Below are 16,088 nucleotides of genomic sequence, written 5' to 3'. Positions count from 1 at the left end.
ACAATAATTTATTTTATGCTATTTTTTGATATTCAAAATATATTTTTCTTACTGCATAAATCCACGCTAAGCATACAAAAGTAAATACCACCATTAGAATTGGTGAGATTGAGATAAAAGTAGCGGTTGGAACTAAAGTAAAAATAATAGATTGCACAAGACCGCTAGAGGATTTGCCGACTTTTGCACTTATCACGTCAACCGCAGCTTTGCCTTTGGTTTTAAGCTCCTCATCAAGAGGGATATATAACATTTCTCTTGAAGTATCCCATATAGAATATTTAGTACCTTTAGCTAAAATATTTTGAATACCACCGATTGAAACGGCAAGAGCAAGAGGTGACATTAAAATTGCTCCATCAAATAATGATAAAATTTGTTGGTCAAATACGATAAGTACAAAGAACAAAATGCCGGTCACCATTATTATAACCGGTGAAATAACTGCTGCTACAAACCAGTTGTGCATACGCATAACGTTATTACCGATGATGGTCATAACCATTATTGCCACGCCTGTCCAAAGTATATATAGACTGTTAAATTCAGCATAGGTATTTACAGTCGGATATAATTCCTTAATTTTTGCTTTCCATACGGCTTCGACTAAGTTAATAGCAAATCCGAAAGCTGCCGAACAAATTAAAAGTAGCCATAAATATTTTGATTTCGCAATATATTTAAAGCTTTTAATTAGCCCCATACGTTCTGAAGTTGATCTACCACTTTTTGCTTTAGCATAAAATAACGGATTAGTAAAAACGTTCTTGCTAATAAATCTAACTAACAAACAACAAATAATAGCAACAATTGCCACAATTGTTGTGGATACTTGAACTAAAGTGATTTTACTATCCGAAATACTCATAAACTTCTTAATAATAGTATCTTCTGATGATAGATTCATCATTAAAAAGCCGACTAATATTAAAGAAGAATTGCCGAATAGCGAAAAGAGAGTATAAAATCTTTTTGCTTCTTCGGTAGTAGTCAGTTCATTAGCAAACTGCCAAAATAATAATACGTAAAAAACATTAGGCCAAAGCTCGGCAAGACTATAATATACTATATAACCCCAATTACCTACTAATGAGATATACCACTTAAAATGAGGATAACGTTCCATCCAGTTAGCTAGATTATCGGGATGTATATGAAAAATATGAATATTAGGATAGATTACAAAAGTGAATAAAACAAAAAAGCTGATAAAAAATGCACTTAAATAATAAAAGATTTTTTCAAAAGTAAGATAATTAATCATTTTAGCATAAATAATCACGAATAAAGCAGCGGCAGGCGTAACGCAATAAACTTTAGCAAAACCTGCTATTTCTGCACTAATCTCGGAGATTAAAATACTATCTTTTAAGATTCGTAAAACATTTTGATTAAATAAAATACAAAACATTAAGGTACTCATTGGAATAAACTTTCCGAGTTCGTAATTATGCACAGGCCAAAATGCCGTTCTGAATTTGTTTTTAAACGATCGTGATGAGGTACTTAGCATTATAAATCCCTAAGGACAAAAAAAAAACTTAAGCACTTCAAGATTTTATGAAAAGATATTTCCCCTAAAACTTTAGAGCCTATATATTGTTATTACATTCTGACGGTGCTGAACTTATACAATATATTTAGCCTTTTGTCAAGAATTACTAATAATAAGATGAGATACTCTCAATGCTAGATAGTAATAAACTACAGGAATATTTTAACCTTTATAATAATTATATAAAGACACATAATTTAGGTAATAAATATTTAAAATCAGGTAAAATAGTAATGCAAACAGAGCATTATAGGTATTGTATTACTCGGCGTTATCCTGTGGTTTGTCCACGGGTTCCAGTAAAACCGCTTTCGTGAGAGTGACAAAGGGGAAGTCGAGCATGACATAGAAAGAAGTCAGGATGACATCAAAACTTTCCTAATCATCCCCTCTATCTTCAACTCACTGGAAATATTTTTTTAGCTCGTGACAAAGTTTTATTGAAAATTTGAGAGGCTACGGTGAAGTTTATTTAATAGATTGGCTAGAGATTGAGGAACCTAAATATTTACTAGACGATTATGTGCATAAAATAATCGAAGTAATAGATAATTTGAAAATTAAAGACATTAATTTAATAGGTCACATTGTATTGGCGGTAACCTTGCGATAGCTACAAACGTACTTATACCTAAATTTATCAAAACTCTGACTTTACTTACCTGCCCGTGGGATTTTTCTCATTTTTTCTATATAAGAATAAAAATTTAAGTTATTTTAAACAACTTTTATTGGAAGAGGAAAAAGAGAAAGATTGGGGTATATTTGCTGCGGTGCTCGGTAATCATGGAAATAAAAAGAGATTTTCAAATAAGTTTTAGAAATATAAAGATGAAGAAGGAAACGATGATAAGAATGATGAAAAACATAAAATGCTGCAATATCTTAATCTGCTAGTTAATAATAAATGTAAAGATAAAGTCCCTGTACATTTAAACCTGAATATTGTAATTCTATAGATGAAATTAATAATGAATGGAAAGAAGCGTGTGCTGATTTTAACAATTTATACAGTGAAATTCATAAAGTTTATGAAAATATTGCGTCAGTTATTGAATTTAATAAAAAGAAAAGAGAGTTAATTAAGGAAGAGGATTTAGGAGCGATATATGCAGAAAAAAAGAAGAGCAAAATGAGTTAGAATTAGAGCTTGATTATAAAAGCTCTAAAATACTTGAAATTGATTGTGAAATAAAATTATTAAATTTGGTTTTTTTTGAAAAAATTCATGCATTTTTTAAAACTGCAAAATACAATTCTTGCTATGAGCAAAAACGGGATTTAATTAAGCTAAAAAATAAATCTTCAGAAGAATTTGACCGGATAAAAACTGATATTAAGAATATTAAAGCTGCAATTAAGAAAATTGAGGCTTCTGTAGAAGAAATAAAACAGCTTAACGACGATATAAGCTTGGCTATCGTAAGTTTAAAAGATAAATATTTCAATATTAAGGATTTTGAAGAAGATTTATTTTGGAAAAAATTGGCAAGAAAATTTTGAAGATTTAAATAAAGTCACTCCTTACTTTGATAAAGAGTTTGAAAAATTAAGATCAAAATTATTCATAAGTGCTGTAAGATTACATGAGATATTTATAAATGCTAATGCTGATAATTTTTGGCATAGCCTGCAATATTTCTTTGATATGGCAGTGCATTCATCGGGTGACCCTAAGATAAACAAAATTGCTTGGCAAAATTTATGGTCATACCTGTTATGTCTACAACTTTTTACTTATTCGATAAAATGTTGGCAACATCCGAACATAATGAAATTCCTTGGTTATTTATTGATGAAGCAGGAGGACAGATACCGCTATAATAATCAAAAAAAAGTCGTAGTAGTCGGTGATCCGCTGCAAACAGATCCTATTTCTATATTAAAGCAAGATTTAATGAACAAATTATGTGAACATTTTAAGGTTTCATATCTTGAGTGGTCACCTTCAGAAGTTTCATTGCAAAACCTAGTTGACCGTAATTCTTTATATCAAACAAAAATAGATGATGTTACGGTTGGTTTGCCTTTATTATTAGTGCATAGAAGATGCCAAAATCCGATGTTTAAAATATGTAACAAAATAGCTTACGGTGACAAAATGATTTTTGCTACCTCTGACTGTAACTCTGATATTAGAACGATTTTAGGTACTTCAAAATGGATAGATATAAAAGATAATAAGGTTCAACGTTATAAATATGAATCGGAAGCCAAAAATTACTAGCGTTATTAAAACAAGTATTAAAAGAGAAAAATGGGGATGATTTGCTCAAACAAATTTACATTATTACAATGTATAAAGATTACAGTGAATCTATTCGTAGAAAATTGAATGAAATATATGACAATTCAAGATATGAGAAAACAATTCAAGCATTTGGATATAAAAATATCGGCACTATCATGCATTTCAAGGCAAAGAAAACGATACGGTAATAATACTACTAGGAGCTCAGCATCCTCTTGATAAAGGTGCAAGAAATATCATGACGCAAAAGCCAAACGTCCTAAACGTCGGTATTAGCAGAGCTAAAAATAACCTTTATATTATCAGTAGCCTTGAGATTTGGCTGAAACATAAATATATGCCGGAAAGCTATAATATGCTTGGTGATAAAGATTATACTTAGATAGCACTACAAGAATTGGCTAACTGTCCAGACTGGCGGAGAGAGAGGGATTCGAACCCTCGATACGGTATGACCCGTATAACGGTTTAGCAAACCGCCGCCTTCGGCCACTCGGCCATCTCTCCGGTTATGGCTTTATTTTATATCATCTAATAAGCAAAATTTCTAGAATTATTTTATAATGTTTCTAACTAAATATAATCATTCCCCGGTTTTACGGAATTGTCCATAATTACAGTTTCTTTATCACATCCGGGTAGCCCTTTAAAGTCCATATACCAATAACTAGGTAAATCATCCCAACTACGGAAATATTCAATATATTTGTAAAACTGTTTAGCCGTGGCTTTGGTAGTTTTAATATCCGTGTTATCATCACAAATATCAAAAAGTTGTTGGGTTATATAATAAATAGATTTAGTATCATTTTTATATTTATCTATTCAGTACTCTATAATTTCGATTCGTTTGTTTAAGCTAAGATGATAAGAGTCTGAAATTAACAATTGTACAAAATTCTCACTATCACTACAGATGCTAAATAATATTTCTGAATGTTCTCAAATAATTTCTGATATTTAACTAAAAATCTATTCCCAGTTATTGCTTTAAGATTGACAAAACTCTTATAGTCTTTTGGTTGGCATTCGGGAATATATTTTTGTAACGGTACTAAAAAATTGAGGTTATCTAAATTTTGATGAAAATTTTGTAATTCTTCAAAATATGCAGCCATAAAAATGATTGTACACTGAGTAATAAGAAAATCTACAAAATAAAATTGATGATATTTGAATATCTGCTACTAACTCGCTGTCTAGTGTTCTAATATTATTTACTAATTATTGTATAGTTTTTAATTATAGGTTCTTCATAATTAGCAATAATATAAATTTTCGGATTATATATATCTTTGAAGTTATTTCGCAGCATATTTTTTACTGCTTTTACCGTATTTGATTTAGATAATCAAGCTCTCATACTCTCATATATGAATATTGGTAAGTAATAAACTTGCATGATCTATTTTATTAAAAGGAGCAACATACCATGGAGATTCACCTTCTTTAATGTCTTTTTGGATAAGAGCAATTTTTTTATAACATTCTTCTTTTAAAAATGTATCATTAGTATCTGTTAAGGCTAAATTTTAAAATCCTCTATTACCTTGTCTAAATAGCTCTGCCAATCACTAGTGAATAATTCTAGCAATTGCTTAAAAAAACTAAAACTAATTTGCATATAATAATATTAAGTTAATTTAAAAACTTTATGAATCAGAAGTTATTAGAGACAGTTATTGACTAACGTTATCTAAACAATTCTGTAGTTCTTCTAAATTACTTATATTACTTAACTTATATGGATAATTAATTTTCCGGAGCATATTTGTTAGTACGCTTCCTGCCCCTATTTCTACTATATGAGCGATTTCTAATTTGTGAAATAGTTCTAAAGTTTCACGCCATCTAACTCGCCCGCATATCTGAAGAATTAAATTTTGTTTGATTTCTGTAGGATTTAGAGTAGGTTTGGCGGTATAATTGAGGATTATCGGTATCAGAGGCTTATTAATTACAGCTTGATCAAGAACTGCTCGCATTTTTTCTTCTGCCGGCTTCATTAAGCTACAATGAAATGGAGCGCTGACTTTCAGCTTTATCGCTTTATAACCTAAATCTTTAATTATACTAATAGCATGATCTATAGCTGTGGTCTTGCCGCTAATAACTATTTGTCCTTCGATGTTATCGTTGGCAATTTGGCATAAATTTATTTTGTTGATTTCTTCTAATATTTCTTCAAGTTTTTGAAGTGGAATATTGATACAAGCCGCCATGCTCCCCTCACCTTCAGGACATGCTTCCTGCATAGATGTACTACGTATATGAAGTAGTTTTGCTGCTGTCTCAAGGTTAATACTTTCGGTACTACATAAAGCACTATATTCACCTAACGAATGACCGGCAGCATAATCGCAAAGACTATCCAAACTTTTACCGGTTTCAGCTTTGATAATATTTATTATTGCCATAGATACTGCCATTAATGCCGGTTGTGCGTTAGTGGTTAAGGTAAGTTCTTCAGAAGGTCCATTAAAAATTATATCAGTGAGTTTTCGGTTTAGTACTTCATCAACGATTTGAAAAGTTTCTTTGGCGGGTTTAAAATTATCATAAAAATCTTTTCCCATGCCGATCAATTGCGACCCTTGACCGGGGAAGATAAAAGCTGTTTTCATATTTTGTATTATCGATTGAGTTTATTAATAGATTTAATTAAAATTTTCTAAAATAGTCAAATTATTTTTAGTATTTTAAAGCTGTGTTTCAATTGTTACGCTATATATAATTTTTACAAAAGTATTAATTTTTCTTAGCTCTATAACTTGATTACTTCCAACTAGTACTATAAATTAAACTAAGAAAATATAAACAAGGAAATTAGTTATGAAGTTAAAAGAATATTTTAAAAAGTACAGCTTTTGGTTCGTGGCTTGCTGCATTTAAAAAATTATTTAGTAAAGAGGCATTAGAAGAGGAAATATTGAATATAAAACTAAAGGAATCTGAAAAGCAAGAGGTTAATAAAAAAGATTTAGTTATTTTATCTAATAATGTTATTGAAATTGAACAAAAAGATACAATAGAGCATGAAATTTCCAGAGTTAACCAATATAAAGAAAATATAGGTTTGGTATTTACTCTAATGACCAATATTCAATTAGCAAAATTTGTAGAATTTATCTCTAATTTACCAAAAAAACATAGTGAATTTAAAGATTACTTTTGTAGTGAAGAACAAAAAGATGGTTTTTTTAAAGAAGATATTTATAAAAAAGTTGTTAATAAAGGTAAATTAGTTGAAAAATTCCAAAACTCATATAAATATAATTATGAAAAAATAGAACAAAATGTTCATGAATTACACGCTTATTTAGATTCATATGAATATAATTGTGGTATTCTTAAATCTGATTTATCAGGGCATGATTATTATCATAATGCATAAATTATTATGCTATCTATTTTAGAAGTAGCGGTTTCAATAAAAATCTTATTAATTTTCTTATGACAATATCTAAATATAAATGATTTAAATTTAAGATATAGGAGTTAAATTGAAATAAATGTTACTACTATTATGTAGTATCTAACTAAATTCTGTGAAATTAATGATGTTTGATCAGTTAAATATCTTATATCCTCTGTTAATAAGTATTGTGATTTTTCTTGTTGTAGTTGTTATTTCTAAAATAACAAAGTATAAACAAGCCTTAAAAAAATTTAAGTATTATTCCTTATTACCTTTTTCATAAGCATAATGCAGGGATGGTAATTGTTTAACCTTTCTATTTTAATTCTTGCTTTATTTTCAAAGAAACTTTCTAAAATTTTTAACATAAGACGCTATTTAAATATATGTATGTTTTAGTAGTATATTAATATCGCAGCTACTAATTGAGAAATTTATCGCAAGTTTGTTTGGCTATTTCATACCAGCAATTTTCAGGAGTGGTAGATTTATTACTAAAACCGCATATAATCAGCCTGTCTTTAGCTCTTGTCATTGCAACGTAGAGTAGTCTTATATATTCTTGCAAATCTTTTAATTTTTCAGCTTCTTTCAGCTCTTGCAAAAACTCAGGAGTATCGGCAGCATTAACAGAGAAAAATATTTCTCCTTTATCATCCCAAATAAATTTATTGTTGCTTATCGGTAAAGTAGTAGAATCGCATAATATAACAATAGGAGTTTCAAGTCCTTTAGAGCCGTGGACGGTCATTACTCTTATTTTGTCTGAATGCTCCATATCACGTTTAATATAGATATCGTTATTTTCAAACCAAGCAACGAATCCTTGCAGTGAATTATCTATATCATTTGCATAGTTTTTGCTTAATGTTAATAGCTCATTTATCATATCATCACTATCATCATCGTAAATTTCGCGTAAATTTAGATTATGCACCACTAAATCAAAGAAGTTCTCAACAATCGATATTTTATAAATTTCAATTAGAGAATCTAACTTATTATATATCTCCTCATGTGAAGAGAGTATATCCCATAAGCTATTCTCACTTTTATTTACAAGAAGTTCGTATAATTGCTGCTCGTTTATTCCAATAATCGGTGATTTTAGTAAACCGGCAAGATTTAAATCATCATCAGGTAGTAACACAAATTTAGCTAATGAAATTAAATCCATTATAATTAGATTTTCCTTAAGGTTCATTCTATCGCTTACCTCAACTTTAAGCTTAGCTTTGCTAAGTTCTTTGATCAGATTATTACTAAATTCATCTCTCTTCCTGACTAATATCATGAAATCTTTTTCAGATATTCTGTTTGCAGTAGACGGTAAAATTTCTTCGCTTTCTATTTGTTCTTTTATAAAATTTACGATTTTTTCTATTAGTAAATCGGCAGCAGATTTAGAATTTTCATAATCTTCAGGTAGTGCCCAAAAAAGCTCTTCTTGTTTTTCATTCGTCACTAATGGCCAAACCGTTACAGAGCCTTGATGTGTACGAAATGAGGATATTAAAGGATTATTCGAAAGGAATAAACTCGGGTAATTGGATTTTATATTTTTTAAAACATTATAAGTAAATTGTAAAATCTCTGTACATGATCTATAAGAATATTCAAGTGTGATATTTTTGAATTTCTTATTAGCATTTGTAAGATTTGCTTTTAGTCGCTCATTTACTAAGTTGAAATTATGAAGATCAGCCCCTTGAAAACTGAAGATCGATTGTTTATCATCGCCGACTATGAAAACACTATTATTTGGCCTCTCTACAGCATTAAACTCTGTTATTAAAGTAGTAATAATATTCCACTGCGGGGGGCTTGTGTCTTGTGCTTCATCGACAAGAATATGATTTATCTCGCTTCCCAGCTTATGCAGCAACCACTCATGAGTAGTTTTATTATTTAGTAATTTCTCGGTGTAGTAAATTAAATCGTCGTAATCGAGTAAATTATTTTCTGCCTTATATGAATCGTATTTTTTTAAAATAATATGCGCAAGTTTAGTAAGTAAGTTCGTATGATATTCTAGCTCTTCTATGCGACGCAGCTCATCTAATCGGTAAATTTCAGAGGTAATTTTTTCTAGCTCTAGTAATAATTTAGGATATTTCCTTAGTAATTCTTTTGATAAAAGGCTTTGTCGTTTTTTTCCGTCTTTGGTAAAAAAAATTTCTTTCGGTGCTATCTCCACATCATACTCGGCAAATAAGTTTTTTACCTTATCGTAAATATTATTTAATTCCCCTAACGCTAATCTTTTATTAGATATTTCTTTGGGAATTTGCTTATTTATAAATAACTTTCTGAATTTAATTTTCTGCTCGATTATCTCGGTAAAAATATCTTGCAGAGTTATTTCATGAAATCGGTTAAGTAAAATTTTAATTAAGTCATTATGTTCATCGCTTAAGTAAATTTCGTTTCTGATATTTAGGAAGATATCTTGTAATTTAGTTTCTTCAAGGATTTTAAATTCTGGTGTTATGCCGGCTTCTAAGGGAAAAGTGTTAAGGATTTTTTGACAAAAAGCATGAATTGTATAGATATTTAAAAGCTTATTGTTATTTAGTATTTTATCATATAAAGTTTTTGCGTTTTCTGTTTCTTGTGGCGATGGCTTATTGCCGCTCATTAAGAAAAGTGCTTCTTCTAGTTGCTCGGCGTTGCAAAGAGAAAGATATTTAAGTCTGCTATTAATTCTTACTTGCATCTCTATAGCTGCAGCATTAGTAAAAGTAAGGCATAAAATATTGGAAGGCTCTACGCCCTTTATTAACAGACGTAGAAATCGGTCGGTTAGGATTTTGGTTTTACCGGTACCGGCAGATGCTGATACCCAAACGGAGTAATTAGGATCGGATGCTTCTCTTTGTAAATCACTCATTTATGTATCGATTTTCTACTGTCACCCCGTGGCTTGACCACGGGGGCCAGTCTTTTTAATTATTTTTCTGGATCCCGCTACAAGCTCGCGGGATGACATCCACAGCCATATAACGACGCCGATAAATTACATATATTACGATTAAAGAAATAGCAAGTCCAAACCAAGTTAGGGCGTATTCTAAATGGTCATTTCTGATTGCTGCTAAATGATTTATTGTAAGAGGTAATAAAATATCTAGATTGCTAATATCTTTTCCTTCCGCAATAATATAAAAATTCTCAAGATCTAAGCCTAACACCTTGGATGTTTCTTTTAAATTTAGCGTTAGCCACACATTATTTTTTATATTGTTAGCAGGTAAGTAGATACGAGTTTTTTCTGATGGCATGGTAACACCGATAATCTCGTGCTGCTGGTCGTTTGTAGCTTGCGTGATAATATTTTTATTGCGATTACTGAACCAACCTCGTGTTACTAAAATAACTTTATTTTCTATGGTTTTAAAAGGAGTAACTAAATAATATCCGTCTTTTTCACTCGACATTGACCTTCTACCGTATAAATATATGTCTTTATTAGGCAAAAATTGACCGGTAATTTTTACTTTGTGATAAGGTAAACCATCTTGAATTTCTGCTAAATTAATTGCAGGTGAGGTTAGGTTAGCTTGCATTGAAGCTAAAAATAATTTCTTTTCTTTTAAACGACTAAGCTGCCAAAAGCCTAAAGAGATAAGTATTGTAAAGGTTATAAATACAAGAAAATTTGTTTTCATAGATAAGTTTTAAGGGGCTTGTTGATAATCGTCATTGCGAGCGACTAAAAGGAGCGTGGCAATCTCATGAAATAATATAAAATTCCTGAGATTGCCACGTCGAGGCTTTGCCTCTCCTCGCAATGATGTTTTACTAAGCAGTTTTTAAAATCCTACTGAGAAACTCTTTATGTTTTTGCAGCTCTTCTTTTGTAGGTTTAATAACAATAGTAGCTTGCTCTGTTTTGTTATTTACTTGATTAGTTGCTAAATTATTTATTCCGGCAGATTTATCAACCATTTTAAAAGCGGATTGTCTACCGCCCATTAACTCTACATATACTTCTGCAAGTAATGCTGCATCTTTCAAAGCTCCGTGAAGCTGCCTACCTGAATTATCAATTTTAAATCTTTTACATAATGCATCAAGATTATATTTTGAGCCTGGAAACATGCTTCTAGCCATTACTAAAGTATCAATAGTATTTGCTAGTTCCAAGAGTTTAATTTCGGTTCTTTTTAATAATGATAATTCGTGATTTAGAAATTTAATATCGAAAGGAGCATTATGAATAATCAGTTTGCTATCTGAAATAAACTCTAAAAGATCATCGGCTATTGTATGAAATAGAGGCTTGTCTTTTAAAAATTCGCCGGATATGCCATGAATTCTATAAGCCTCAAATGGCATATCTCGCTCAGGATTAATATAAAAATGAAAATTTCTGCCTGTTAATACCTTATTTACCATCTCAATAGCACCGATCTCAACGATTCGATGACCTTGTCGTGGGTCAAGTCCCGTAGTTTCAATATCTAAAATTATTTCTCTTAAACTCGACATTCCAAATTCTTTATTAGCTTCGCTATTTGTTTTTCCAAGTCTAACATATCAACGCCGCTATTTATAGCAAAATCTGCTTTTGCTATTTTGCTCTCTTGTGATAGTTGAATTTCTTTGATTTTATTATAAATTTCTATATCAAACGAAGATCTCGTTCTTGCTCTTTGCATTCTTATTTCTTCAGAGCAGTATATTGTTACGACAAAATCAAAATATTTATCAAATTTAGCTTCATAAAGCAACGGTATTTCGGCAAAGCCAAATTTGGAATTAGCATTTTCTTTTTTAAATAAAATGAGTTTATCTATTAGTAAGGGGTAAATAAAATTTTGTAGTTTTTCTCTAGCTAGGTCGTTATTGTAAATTAAATTACTGATTTTTCTAATATTGAAAGACTCAAGTTCAGGTAGTAATTTTAAAATCTGAGTTTGCAAAACTACATCTTGATATAATTCTTTTATGCATCTATCGGCACAAAAAGTTTTATATCCTTTTTCCGCTAAATAATCCAACATAAAAGTTTTGCCCGATGCATAGCTACCGGTAATACCTATTGCTAACATTTTGTTATAAAAATTTTATGTTCATTAGCGAGTTTTATAGTTAATTCTTCTTCGACTATAATTACGTTATTTTTTTGAATCGCTACCCCTTTGTAATTATCTTTAGCAAGATTTTTTATAGTATTAGGACCGATCGTCGGCATATCTAGTCTATTATCTTGACCTAATTTCGCTATTTTTACTAATACTCCTCCATGAGGATTTTTACGTAAATCTGCACATCTCGTTATTAAATTATCCGTTCCTTCGGCAGCCTCTATACCAAGTATGTAGCCACTTTCAACTATAACCGATTGTGCGATGTCGAATGCACTTAGATGATTCAATAATTTTATTCCAAGCTCAATATCATTTTTATCTGAACTTATAGGGTTAGTATTGGTTATAATATTGGAGTTATCTTGTTGATTTTTATATATTTCATTACTTGAAATTACCTTGAAACCGTAACTTTCAAAAAAATCCGCTACTGTTTTTAGCAAACTATCATCTCCTCGAATTTTTTGCCCAACTATTTTGTAAAGCAATAAACCGCCTATTTTATCTACGGCTAAATTTTTAAAATTTGGTCTATTAACTCCACCGATAAAAATAATATTTTTTACCTCATGCTCCTTAAAATATTTTATAGCTTCCCCGACCATACCGATTTTTAAAATCTTATATTCAAAATCTTTAATTTGATCTATATCAGCTTCGTCTTTAATTGCCGCTATATAGCAATTACCGCCTTGCTTTGTATAATTACCTGCTATTAAGTAAGGTAATGAACCTCTGCCGGCGATAATCCCAAGATTTGGTAGCATAATTAAGTTTTTAATTTAGAATTCTAAACATTTATTATAAGTCCATTTTTAATATAAATCTAGCATTCTTATTTGACCTTTACATTTTAATCAAATTAAGGCATAATATTTGGTGCTAATATAGCTATAGTAATAAACGTAATTTAGAATAGAGGTTGCGGACTCGGGGGCAGTACCCGACGCCTCCACCAAAACTTTCTAAATAACTTGCTCCTAAAGGTAATTTGTACGTTGATCCGGTACTCGAATCCTCACGTTACTTGCGTGTACGCTGCAGTTCTGCGTTCCGTGTCGCCTTCAAATTTCTCTTTATTAGCTACATTATGTAGAAAAGTTTAAATAAGTTCATCGAGTATTTTTGGGGGGCGAAATAGGATCGACGTGCCTAATAAAAAGATTGCTTTTACTCGGGATGATTCCGCCGATGGCTTTTGCCATATGGGTCAAAACAAAGAAACGCAAACGATAATAATCGTTCTGTAGGTCGTTTAGCTTTAGCAGCTTAACCCTACGCGGCTGGAGGGTGTGCCGGGCAACAGAAAAACCCTCACTTAATACTTGTTTAATTTGAAAAATTGGCATTGCCTAAAAATGGTTGATCTCGTCATTGCAAGCGAACGTAGAGAATGTGGCAATCTCATACAGTAGGACTCCTGAGATTGTTTCGTCAAAACTTACAGTTTTTCCTCGCAATGACGTAAACTGTTCAAATTAAACTTCGTCGACCTATTTTTATTTATTTTTCTCGTATGAATATTGAATATAAAAAATTTGTGCATGAATATATGCTAGAATTTGTGAAAAAAATTCTAACAAAAATTCAGCATGAAAATTTATATTGGGATCAGTTAATATACATATCGTACAGAACCGATAACCCCGCGGTAATTTTATCTTCAAAAGTTAAACAGGCATATCCGAAACAGATAACAATAGTACTGCAATATCAGTTTGAAAATTTAATAGTAAATGATACGGGCTTTTCTTTAACGGTAAGTTTTGACGGTGTGAAAGAAATAATTTACGTACCTTTTGATGCACTTATTAGTTTTGTTGATTCCAATAATAATTACAGTCTCACTTTTAATCAGTCGTTAAATATACACGAAAATCCTCAACATGAAGAGGAAATAAGTAATAATAAAAGTTATCAGACTTCATCATCCTCAAGTCCAAATGTTATAATGTTAGATAAGTTTCGTAATTCTTCTAAACCTAAACCTAGTTAATGCATATTATGGATTCAAAAGTAGTGATATATACTGATGGTGCATGTGCGGGTAATCCAGGTCCCGGAGGGTGGGGAGCTTTGCTTCAATTTAATGATACTAGCAAAGAAGTATTTGGGTATGAGTTAGATACGACTAATAATCGTATGGAAATTACGGCAGCACTTGAAGCCTTGAGGATTTTAAAAAAATCTTGTAATATTGAGATTTATACCGATAGTAAATATTTGCAACAAGGAATTACCGCTTGGATTCATAATTGGATAAAAAATAATTGGTGTAAAAGCAACAATGAACCCGTTAAAAATGCCGATTTATGGCAAAAATTATACGCAGAATTGAGTAAACATACTATTATTTGGAAATGGGTAAAAGGTCATGCAAATAATAGCGGTAATATTGTTGCCGATAAACTTGCAGTGCAAGGAAGAGAAACTGCTATAGAAATTTTAAAATGTCGTGGATAGATAAGTTTTTTATTACTTTTTTTCACAAAAAAGTAGGAGAAGATGAGTTTTTAAATCAATATTATGAAAGCCGTAATATTGATTATGTAGGGCGTCCAAGGAGGTTTGTTATTTATAAAAATGTAAATGAACCTACAAAAATTCCGCCAAGTTGGCACGCTTGGTTACATCATTTAGTAAATGAGATACCAAAAAATATTCAGCTTTTTCCATGGCAAAAGAATAATAAAATAGTTAAAAAGTTGCCTAAAACATCAAATCTTAAATATAATAGATGGCAACCGCGTAATTAATAAAATATAAAAAACAATGCAACAGAACATTATTGAAACAATTATAGGCTTTGTAGTATTAATTATTGCTTTGCTATTTTTGATTTTTGCCTACAAAACAGGTAGTTCTATAACTAGCTCAAAAGGCTATCAGGTAACTGCTCATTTCCAAAGTGCAGAAGGGATAGCAGTTGGAAGCGACGTAATGATTTCAGGTATAAAAATCGGTAGTGTAAAGAAAATTACTTTAGATCCAAATAGCTTTTATGCAAGTGTGTATCTAAATATTAATGATGATGTTAAAATACCTAAAGATTCTAAAGCCCAAGTAGTCACCAGCGGGTTACTTGGAGGTAAATATATTTCAATTGTACCAGGTAATGACGATGAAAATTTAGCGGCTAATGAAGAGATAAAATATACTCAATCAGCAATTAATATTGAATCATTAATTAATAAAATTGTTTCTTCGTTCGGTAGTAAGTAGCAGTAATACGAAATAAAAAATCATTAAATTTAGCCGAATCTAGTTTAGATTCGGTTTTTTTATTGTTTAGGCTATTGTAAAGTGCTTATAAGAGGAGTATCGTATAAGTTTTGTAGGCAAAATAATTTGCTTAACAAAATGCAAAATGTAAACTAATAAAGGAGTAAATTATGAAAGAATCAAATTCAAACTCTGCTAAAGTAGATGTTGAAGGTACCAAAAAAGATATTGAAAGCTTAGTGTCAAGATTACCTAATTTAAAAGGTAAATCCGGAGATATTCTAGATGAGCAGTTAGGTAATTTATCATTCCGTTATGGAACATTATAAAGATAAAGGAATGGATAAAGGTAAAGCTAATATAGCAGATTTATGTGAGTCGACATAATTGTTTAATTAATTTTAACTTAGATTAATTGGATAAGTTCCTTAATAGCCATTAAACGGCTAAATACCTGCCGTTGTACAGTTCCATTGTCATCCCGTGGCTTATGACCACGGGGGATCTTGCATCACAGACTATGTCCTAAGATATCGCGGTCGAGCCGCA

14 protein-coding genes, 1 tRNA gene, 1 other RNA gene and 4 pseudogenes are annotated in these 16,088 nt (G+C 30.8%); 10 read left to right on the top strand and 10 right to left on the bottom strand.

From position 1 onward, the window contains the following. Positions 1-13: 13 nt before the first annotated feature. Positions 14-1,513, bottom strand: a complete 1,500-nt coding sequence (tlc5, locus tag ACPKKV_RS00100) for a GTP/GDP exchange transporter Tlc5 (RefSeq protein WP_392505565.1) — start codon at positions 1,511-1,513, stop codon at positions 14-16. 173 nt (positions 1,514-1,686) lie between these two features. Between tlc5 and ACPKKV_RS00095 the strand changes: the two are divergent. The 3 genes and pseudogenes from ACPKKV_RS00095 to ACPKKV_RS00085 all read left to right on the top strand — a co-directional run. After that, positions 1,687-2,257: pseudogene (locus ACPKKV_RS00095) on the top strand (alpha/beta hydrolase); the annotation flags it as partial. A gap of 504 nt (positions 2,258-2,761) precedes the next feature. After that, positions 2,762-3,056 (top strand): annotated as a pseudogene (locus ACPKKV_RS00090) (hypothetical protein); the annotation flags it as partial. Positions 3,057-4,044: 988 nt separating this feature from the next. Then, positions 4,045-4,188, top strand: a complete 144-nt coding sequence (locus ACPKKV_RS00085) for a hypothetical protein (RefSeq protein WP_392505564.1) — start codon at positions 4,045-4,047, stop codon at positions 4,186-4,188. Positions 4,189-4,221: 33 nt separating this feature from the next. Here ACPKKV_RS00085 and ACPKKV_RS00080 read toward each other — a convergent pair. From ACPKKV_RS00080 to fabD, 4 genes and pseudogenes are all read right to left on the bottom strand, one after another. After that, positions 4,222-4,313 (bottom strand) — tRNA-Ser (locus ACPKKV_RS00080). A gap of 66 nt (positions 4,314-4,379) precedes the next feature. Continuing rightward, a pseudogene (locus ACPKKV_RS00075) lies at positions 4,380-4,694 on the bottom strand (hypothetical protein). Then, positions 4,688-4,924 carry a hypothetical protein gene (locus tag ACPKKV_RS00070; protein ID WP_392505563.1) on the bottom strand — a complete coding sequence of 79 codons (237 nt, stop codon included), beginning with the start codon at positions 4,922-4,924 and terminating at the stop codon, positions 4,688-4,690. The pseudogene ACPKKV_RS00075 and the gene ACPKKV_RS00070 overlap by 7 nt, the downstream one beginning before the upstream one ends. A 561-nt stretch (positions 4,925-5,485) precedes the next feature. After that, a complete protein-coding gene (gene fabD, locus ACPKKV_RS00065; RefSeq protein WP_392505562.1) occupies positions 5,486-6,430 on the bottom strand; it encodes an ACP S-malonyltransferase in 945 nt (314 codons plus the stop codon). 305 nt (positions 6,431-6,735) lie between these two features. Here fabD and ACPKKV_RS00060 point away from each other — a divergent pair, with 305 nt between their 5' ends. After that, complete coding sequence (locus ACPKKV_RS00060; RefSeq protein WP_392505561.1) at positions 6,736-7,200, top strand: hypothetical protein; 465 nt, start codon at positions 6,736-6,738, stop codon at positions 7,198-7,200. A 445-nt stretch (positions 7,201-7,645) separates the two neighbouring features. Here the strand turns inward: ACPKKV_RS00060 and ACPKKV_RS00055 are convergent, their stop codons facing one another. From ACPKKV_RS00055 to ACPKKV_RS00035, 5 genes are all read right to left on the bottom strand, one after another. After that, complete coding sequence (locus ACPKKV_RS00055; protein ID WP_392505560.1) at positions 7,646-10,114, bottom strand: UvrD-helicase domain-containing protein; 2,469 nt, start codon at positions 10,112-10,114, stop codon at positions 7,646-7,648. A 55-nt stretch (positions 10,115-10,169) separates the two neighbouring features. After that, a complete protein-coding gene (locus ACPKKV_RS00050; RefSeq protein WP_392505559.1) occupies positions 10,170-10,892 on the bottom strand; it encodes an SURF1 family protein in 723 nt (240 codons plus the stop codon). A 133-nt stretch (positions 10,893-11,025) separates the two neighbouring features. Further along, positions 11,026-11,715, bottom strand: coding sequence for a DNA polymerase III subunit epsilon (gene dnaQ, locus ACPKKV_RS00045; RefSeq protein ID WP_392505558.1), 690 nt, complete (start codon positions 11,713-11,715; stop codon positions 11,026-11,028). Continuing rightward, positions 11,703-12,278, bottom strand: coding sequence for a dephospho-CoA kinase (gene coaE / locus ACPKKV_RS00040; RefSeq protein ID WP_392505557.1), 576 nt, complete (start codon positions 12,276-12,278; stop codon positions 11,703-11,705). Before coaE ends, dnaQ begins: the two co-directional genes overlap by 13 nt. Continuing rightward, the gene (locus tag ACPKKV_RS00035; RefSeq protein WP_392505556.1) at positions 12,272-13,084 is read right to left on the bottom strand and encodes an LpxI family protein; all 813 of its coding nucleotides are present in this window, start codon (positions 13,082-13,084) and stop codon (positions 12,272-12,274) included. Before ACPKKV_RS00035 ends, coaE begins: the two co-directional genes overlap by 7 nt. 74 nt (positions 13,085-13,158) lie before the next feature. Here ACPKKV_RS00035 and ssrA point away from each other — a divergent pair. From ssrA to ACPKKV_RS00005, 6 genes and pseudogenes are all read left to right on the top strand, one after another. Next, positions 13,159-13,636: a transfer-messenger RNA gene (ssrA, locus tag ACPKKV_RS00030) on the top strand. Between the two features lie 197 nt (positions 13,637-13,833). Beyond that, positions 13,834-14,313, top strand: coding sequence for a ClpXP protease specificity-enhancing factor SspB (locus ACPKKV_RS00025; protein ID WP_392505555.1), 480 nt, complete (start codon positions 13,834-13,836; stop codon positions 14,311-14,313). Continuing rightward, the gene (gene rnhA / locus ACPKKV_RS00020; protein ID WP_392505554.1) at positions 14,313-14,780 is read left to right on the top strand and encodes a ribonuclease HI; all 468 of its coding nucleotides are present in this window, start codon (positions 14,313-14,315) and stop codon (positions 14,778-14,780) included. Before ACPKKV_RS00025 ends, rnhA begins: the two co-directional genes overlap by 1 nt. Then, positions 14,768-15,073, top strand: a complete 306-nt coding sequence (locus ACPKKV_RS00015; protein ID WP_392505552.1) for an NADH-ubiquinone oxidoreductase subunit NDUFA12 family protein — start codon at positions 14,768-14,770, stop codon at positions 15,071-15,073. Before rnhA ends, ACPKKV_RS00015 begins: the two co-directional genes overlap by 13 nt. A 16-nt stretch (positions 15,074-15,089) precedes the next feature. Then, positions 15,090-15,539: an outer membrane lipid asymmetry maintenance protein MlaD gene (gene mlaD / locus ACPKKV_RS00010; protein ID WP_064464281.1), complete on the top strand. Its 450-nt coding sequence runs from the start codon at positions 15,090-15,092 to the stop codon at positions 15,537-15,539. A gap of 170 nt (positions 15,540-15,709) precedes the next feature. Beyond that, positions 15,710-15,923: pseudogene (locus ACPKKV_RS00005) on the top strand (hypothetical protein); the annotation flags it as partial. Positions 15,924-16,088: the final 165 nt, after the last annotated feature.

Source organism: Rickettsia finnyi, assembly GCF_049668125.1.
GTDB classification, from domain to species: Bacteria; Pseudomonadota; Alphaproteobacteria; order Rickettsiales; family Rickettsiaceae; genus Rickettsia; species Rickettsia kotlanii.
The sequence above is the reverse complement of the archived record's forward strand: the minus strand, read 5'-3'. Positions and strand labels throughout refer to the sequence as shown.

Coding starts and splice junctions, on each gene's coding strand:
- ACPKKV_RS00035 (WP_392505556.1), bottom strand. CDS start 13,084: ATGCTACCAAATCTTGGGATTATCGCCGGCAGAGGTTCATTACCTTAC.
- ACPKKV_RS00015 (WP_392505552.1), top strand. CDS start 14,768: ATGTCGTGGATAGATAAGTTTTTTATTACTTTTTTTCACAAAAAAGTA.
- coaE (WP_392505557.1), bottom strand. CDS start 12,278: ATGTTAGCAATAGGTATTACCGGTAGCTATGCATCGGGCAAAACTTTT.
- mlaD (WP_064464281.1), top strand. CDS start 15,090: ATGCAACAGAACATTATTGAAACAATTATAGGCTTTGTAGTATTAATT.
- ACPKKV_RS00055 (WP_392505560.1), bottom strand. CDS start 10,114: ATGAGTGATTTACAAAGAGAAGCATCCGATCCTAATTACTCCGTTTGG.
- ACPKKV_RS00025 (WP_392505555.1), top strand. CDS start 13,834: ATGAATATTGAATATAAAAAATTTGTGCATGAATATATGCTAGAATTT.
- ACPKKV_RS00050 (WP_392505559.1), bottom strand. CDS start 10,892: ATGAAAACAAATTTTCTTGTATTTATAACCTTTACAATACTTATCTCT.
- rnhA (WP_392505554.1), top strand. CDS start 14,313: ATGCATATTATGGATTCAAAAGTAGTGATATATACTGATGGTGCATGT.
- dnaQ (WP_392505558.1), bottom strand. CDS start 11,715: ATGTCGAGTTTAAGAGAAATAATTTTAGATATTGAAACTACGGGACTT.
- ACPKKV_RS00085 (WP_392505564.1), top strand. CDS start 4,045: ATGACGCAAAAGCCAAACGTCCTAAACGTCGGTATTAGCAGAGCTAAA.
- fabD (WP_392505562.1), bottom strand. CDS start 6,430: ATGAAAACAGCTTTTATCTTCCCCGGTCAAGGGTCGCAATTGATCGGC.
- tlc5 (WP_392505565.1), bottom strand. CDS start 1,513: ATGCTAAGTACCTCATCACGATCGTTTAAAAACAAATTCAGAACGGCA.
- ACPKKV_RS00070 (WP_392505563.1), bottom strand. CDS start 4,924: ATGGCTGCATATTTTGAAGAATTACAAAATTTTCATCAAAATTTAGAT.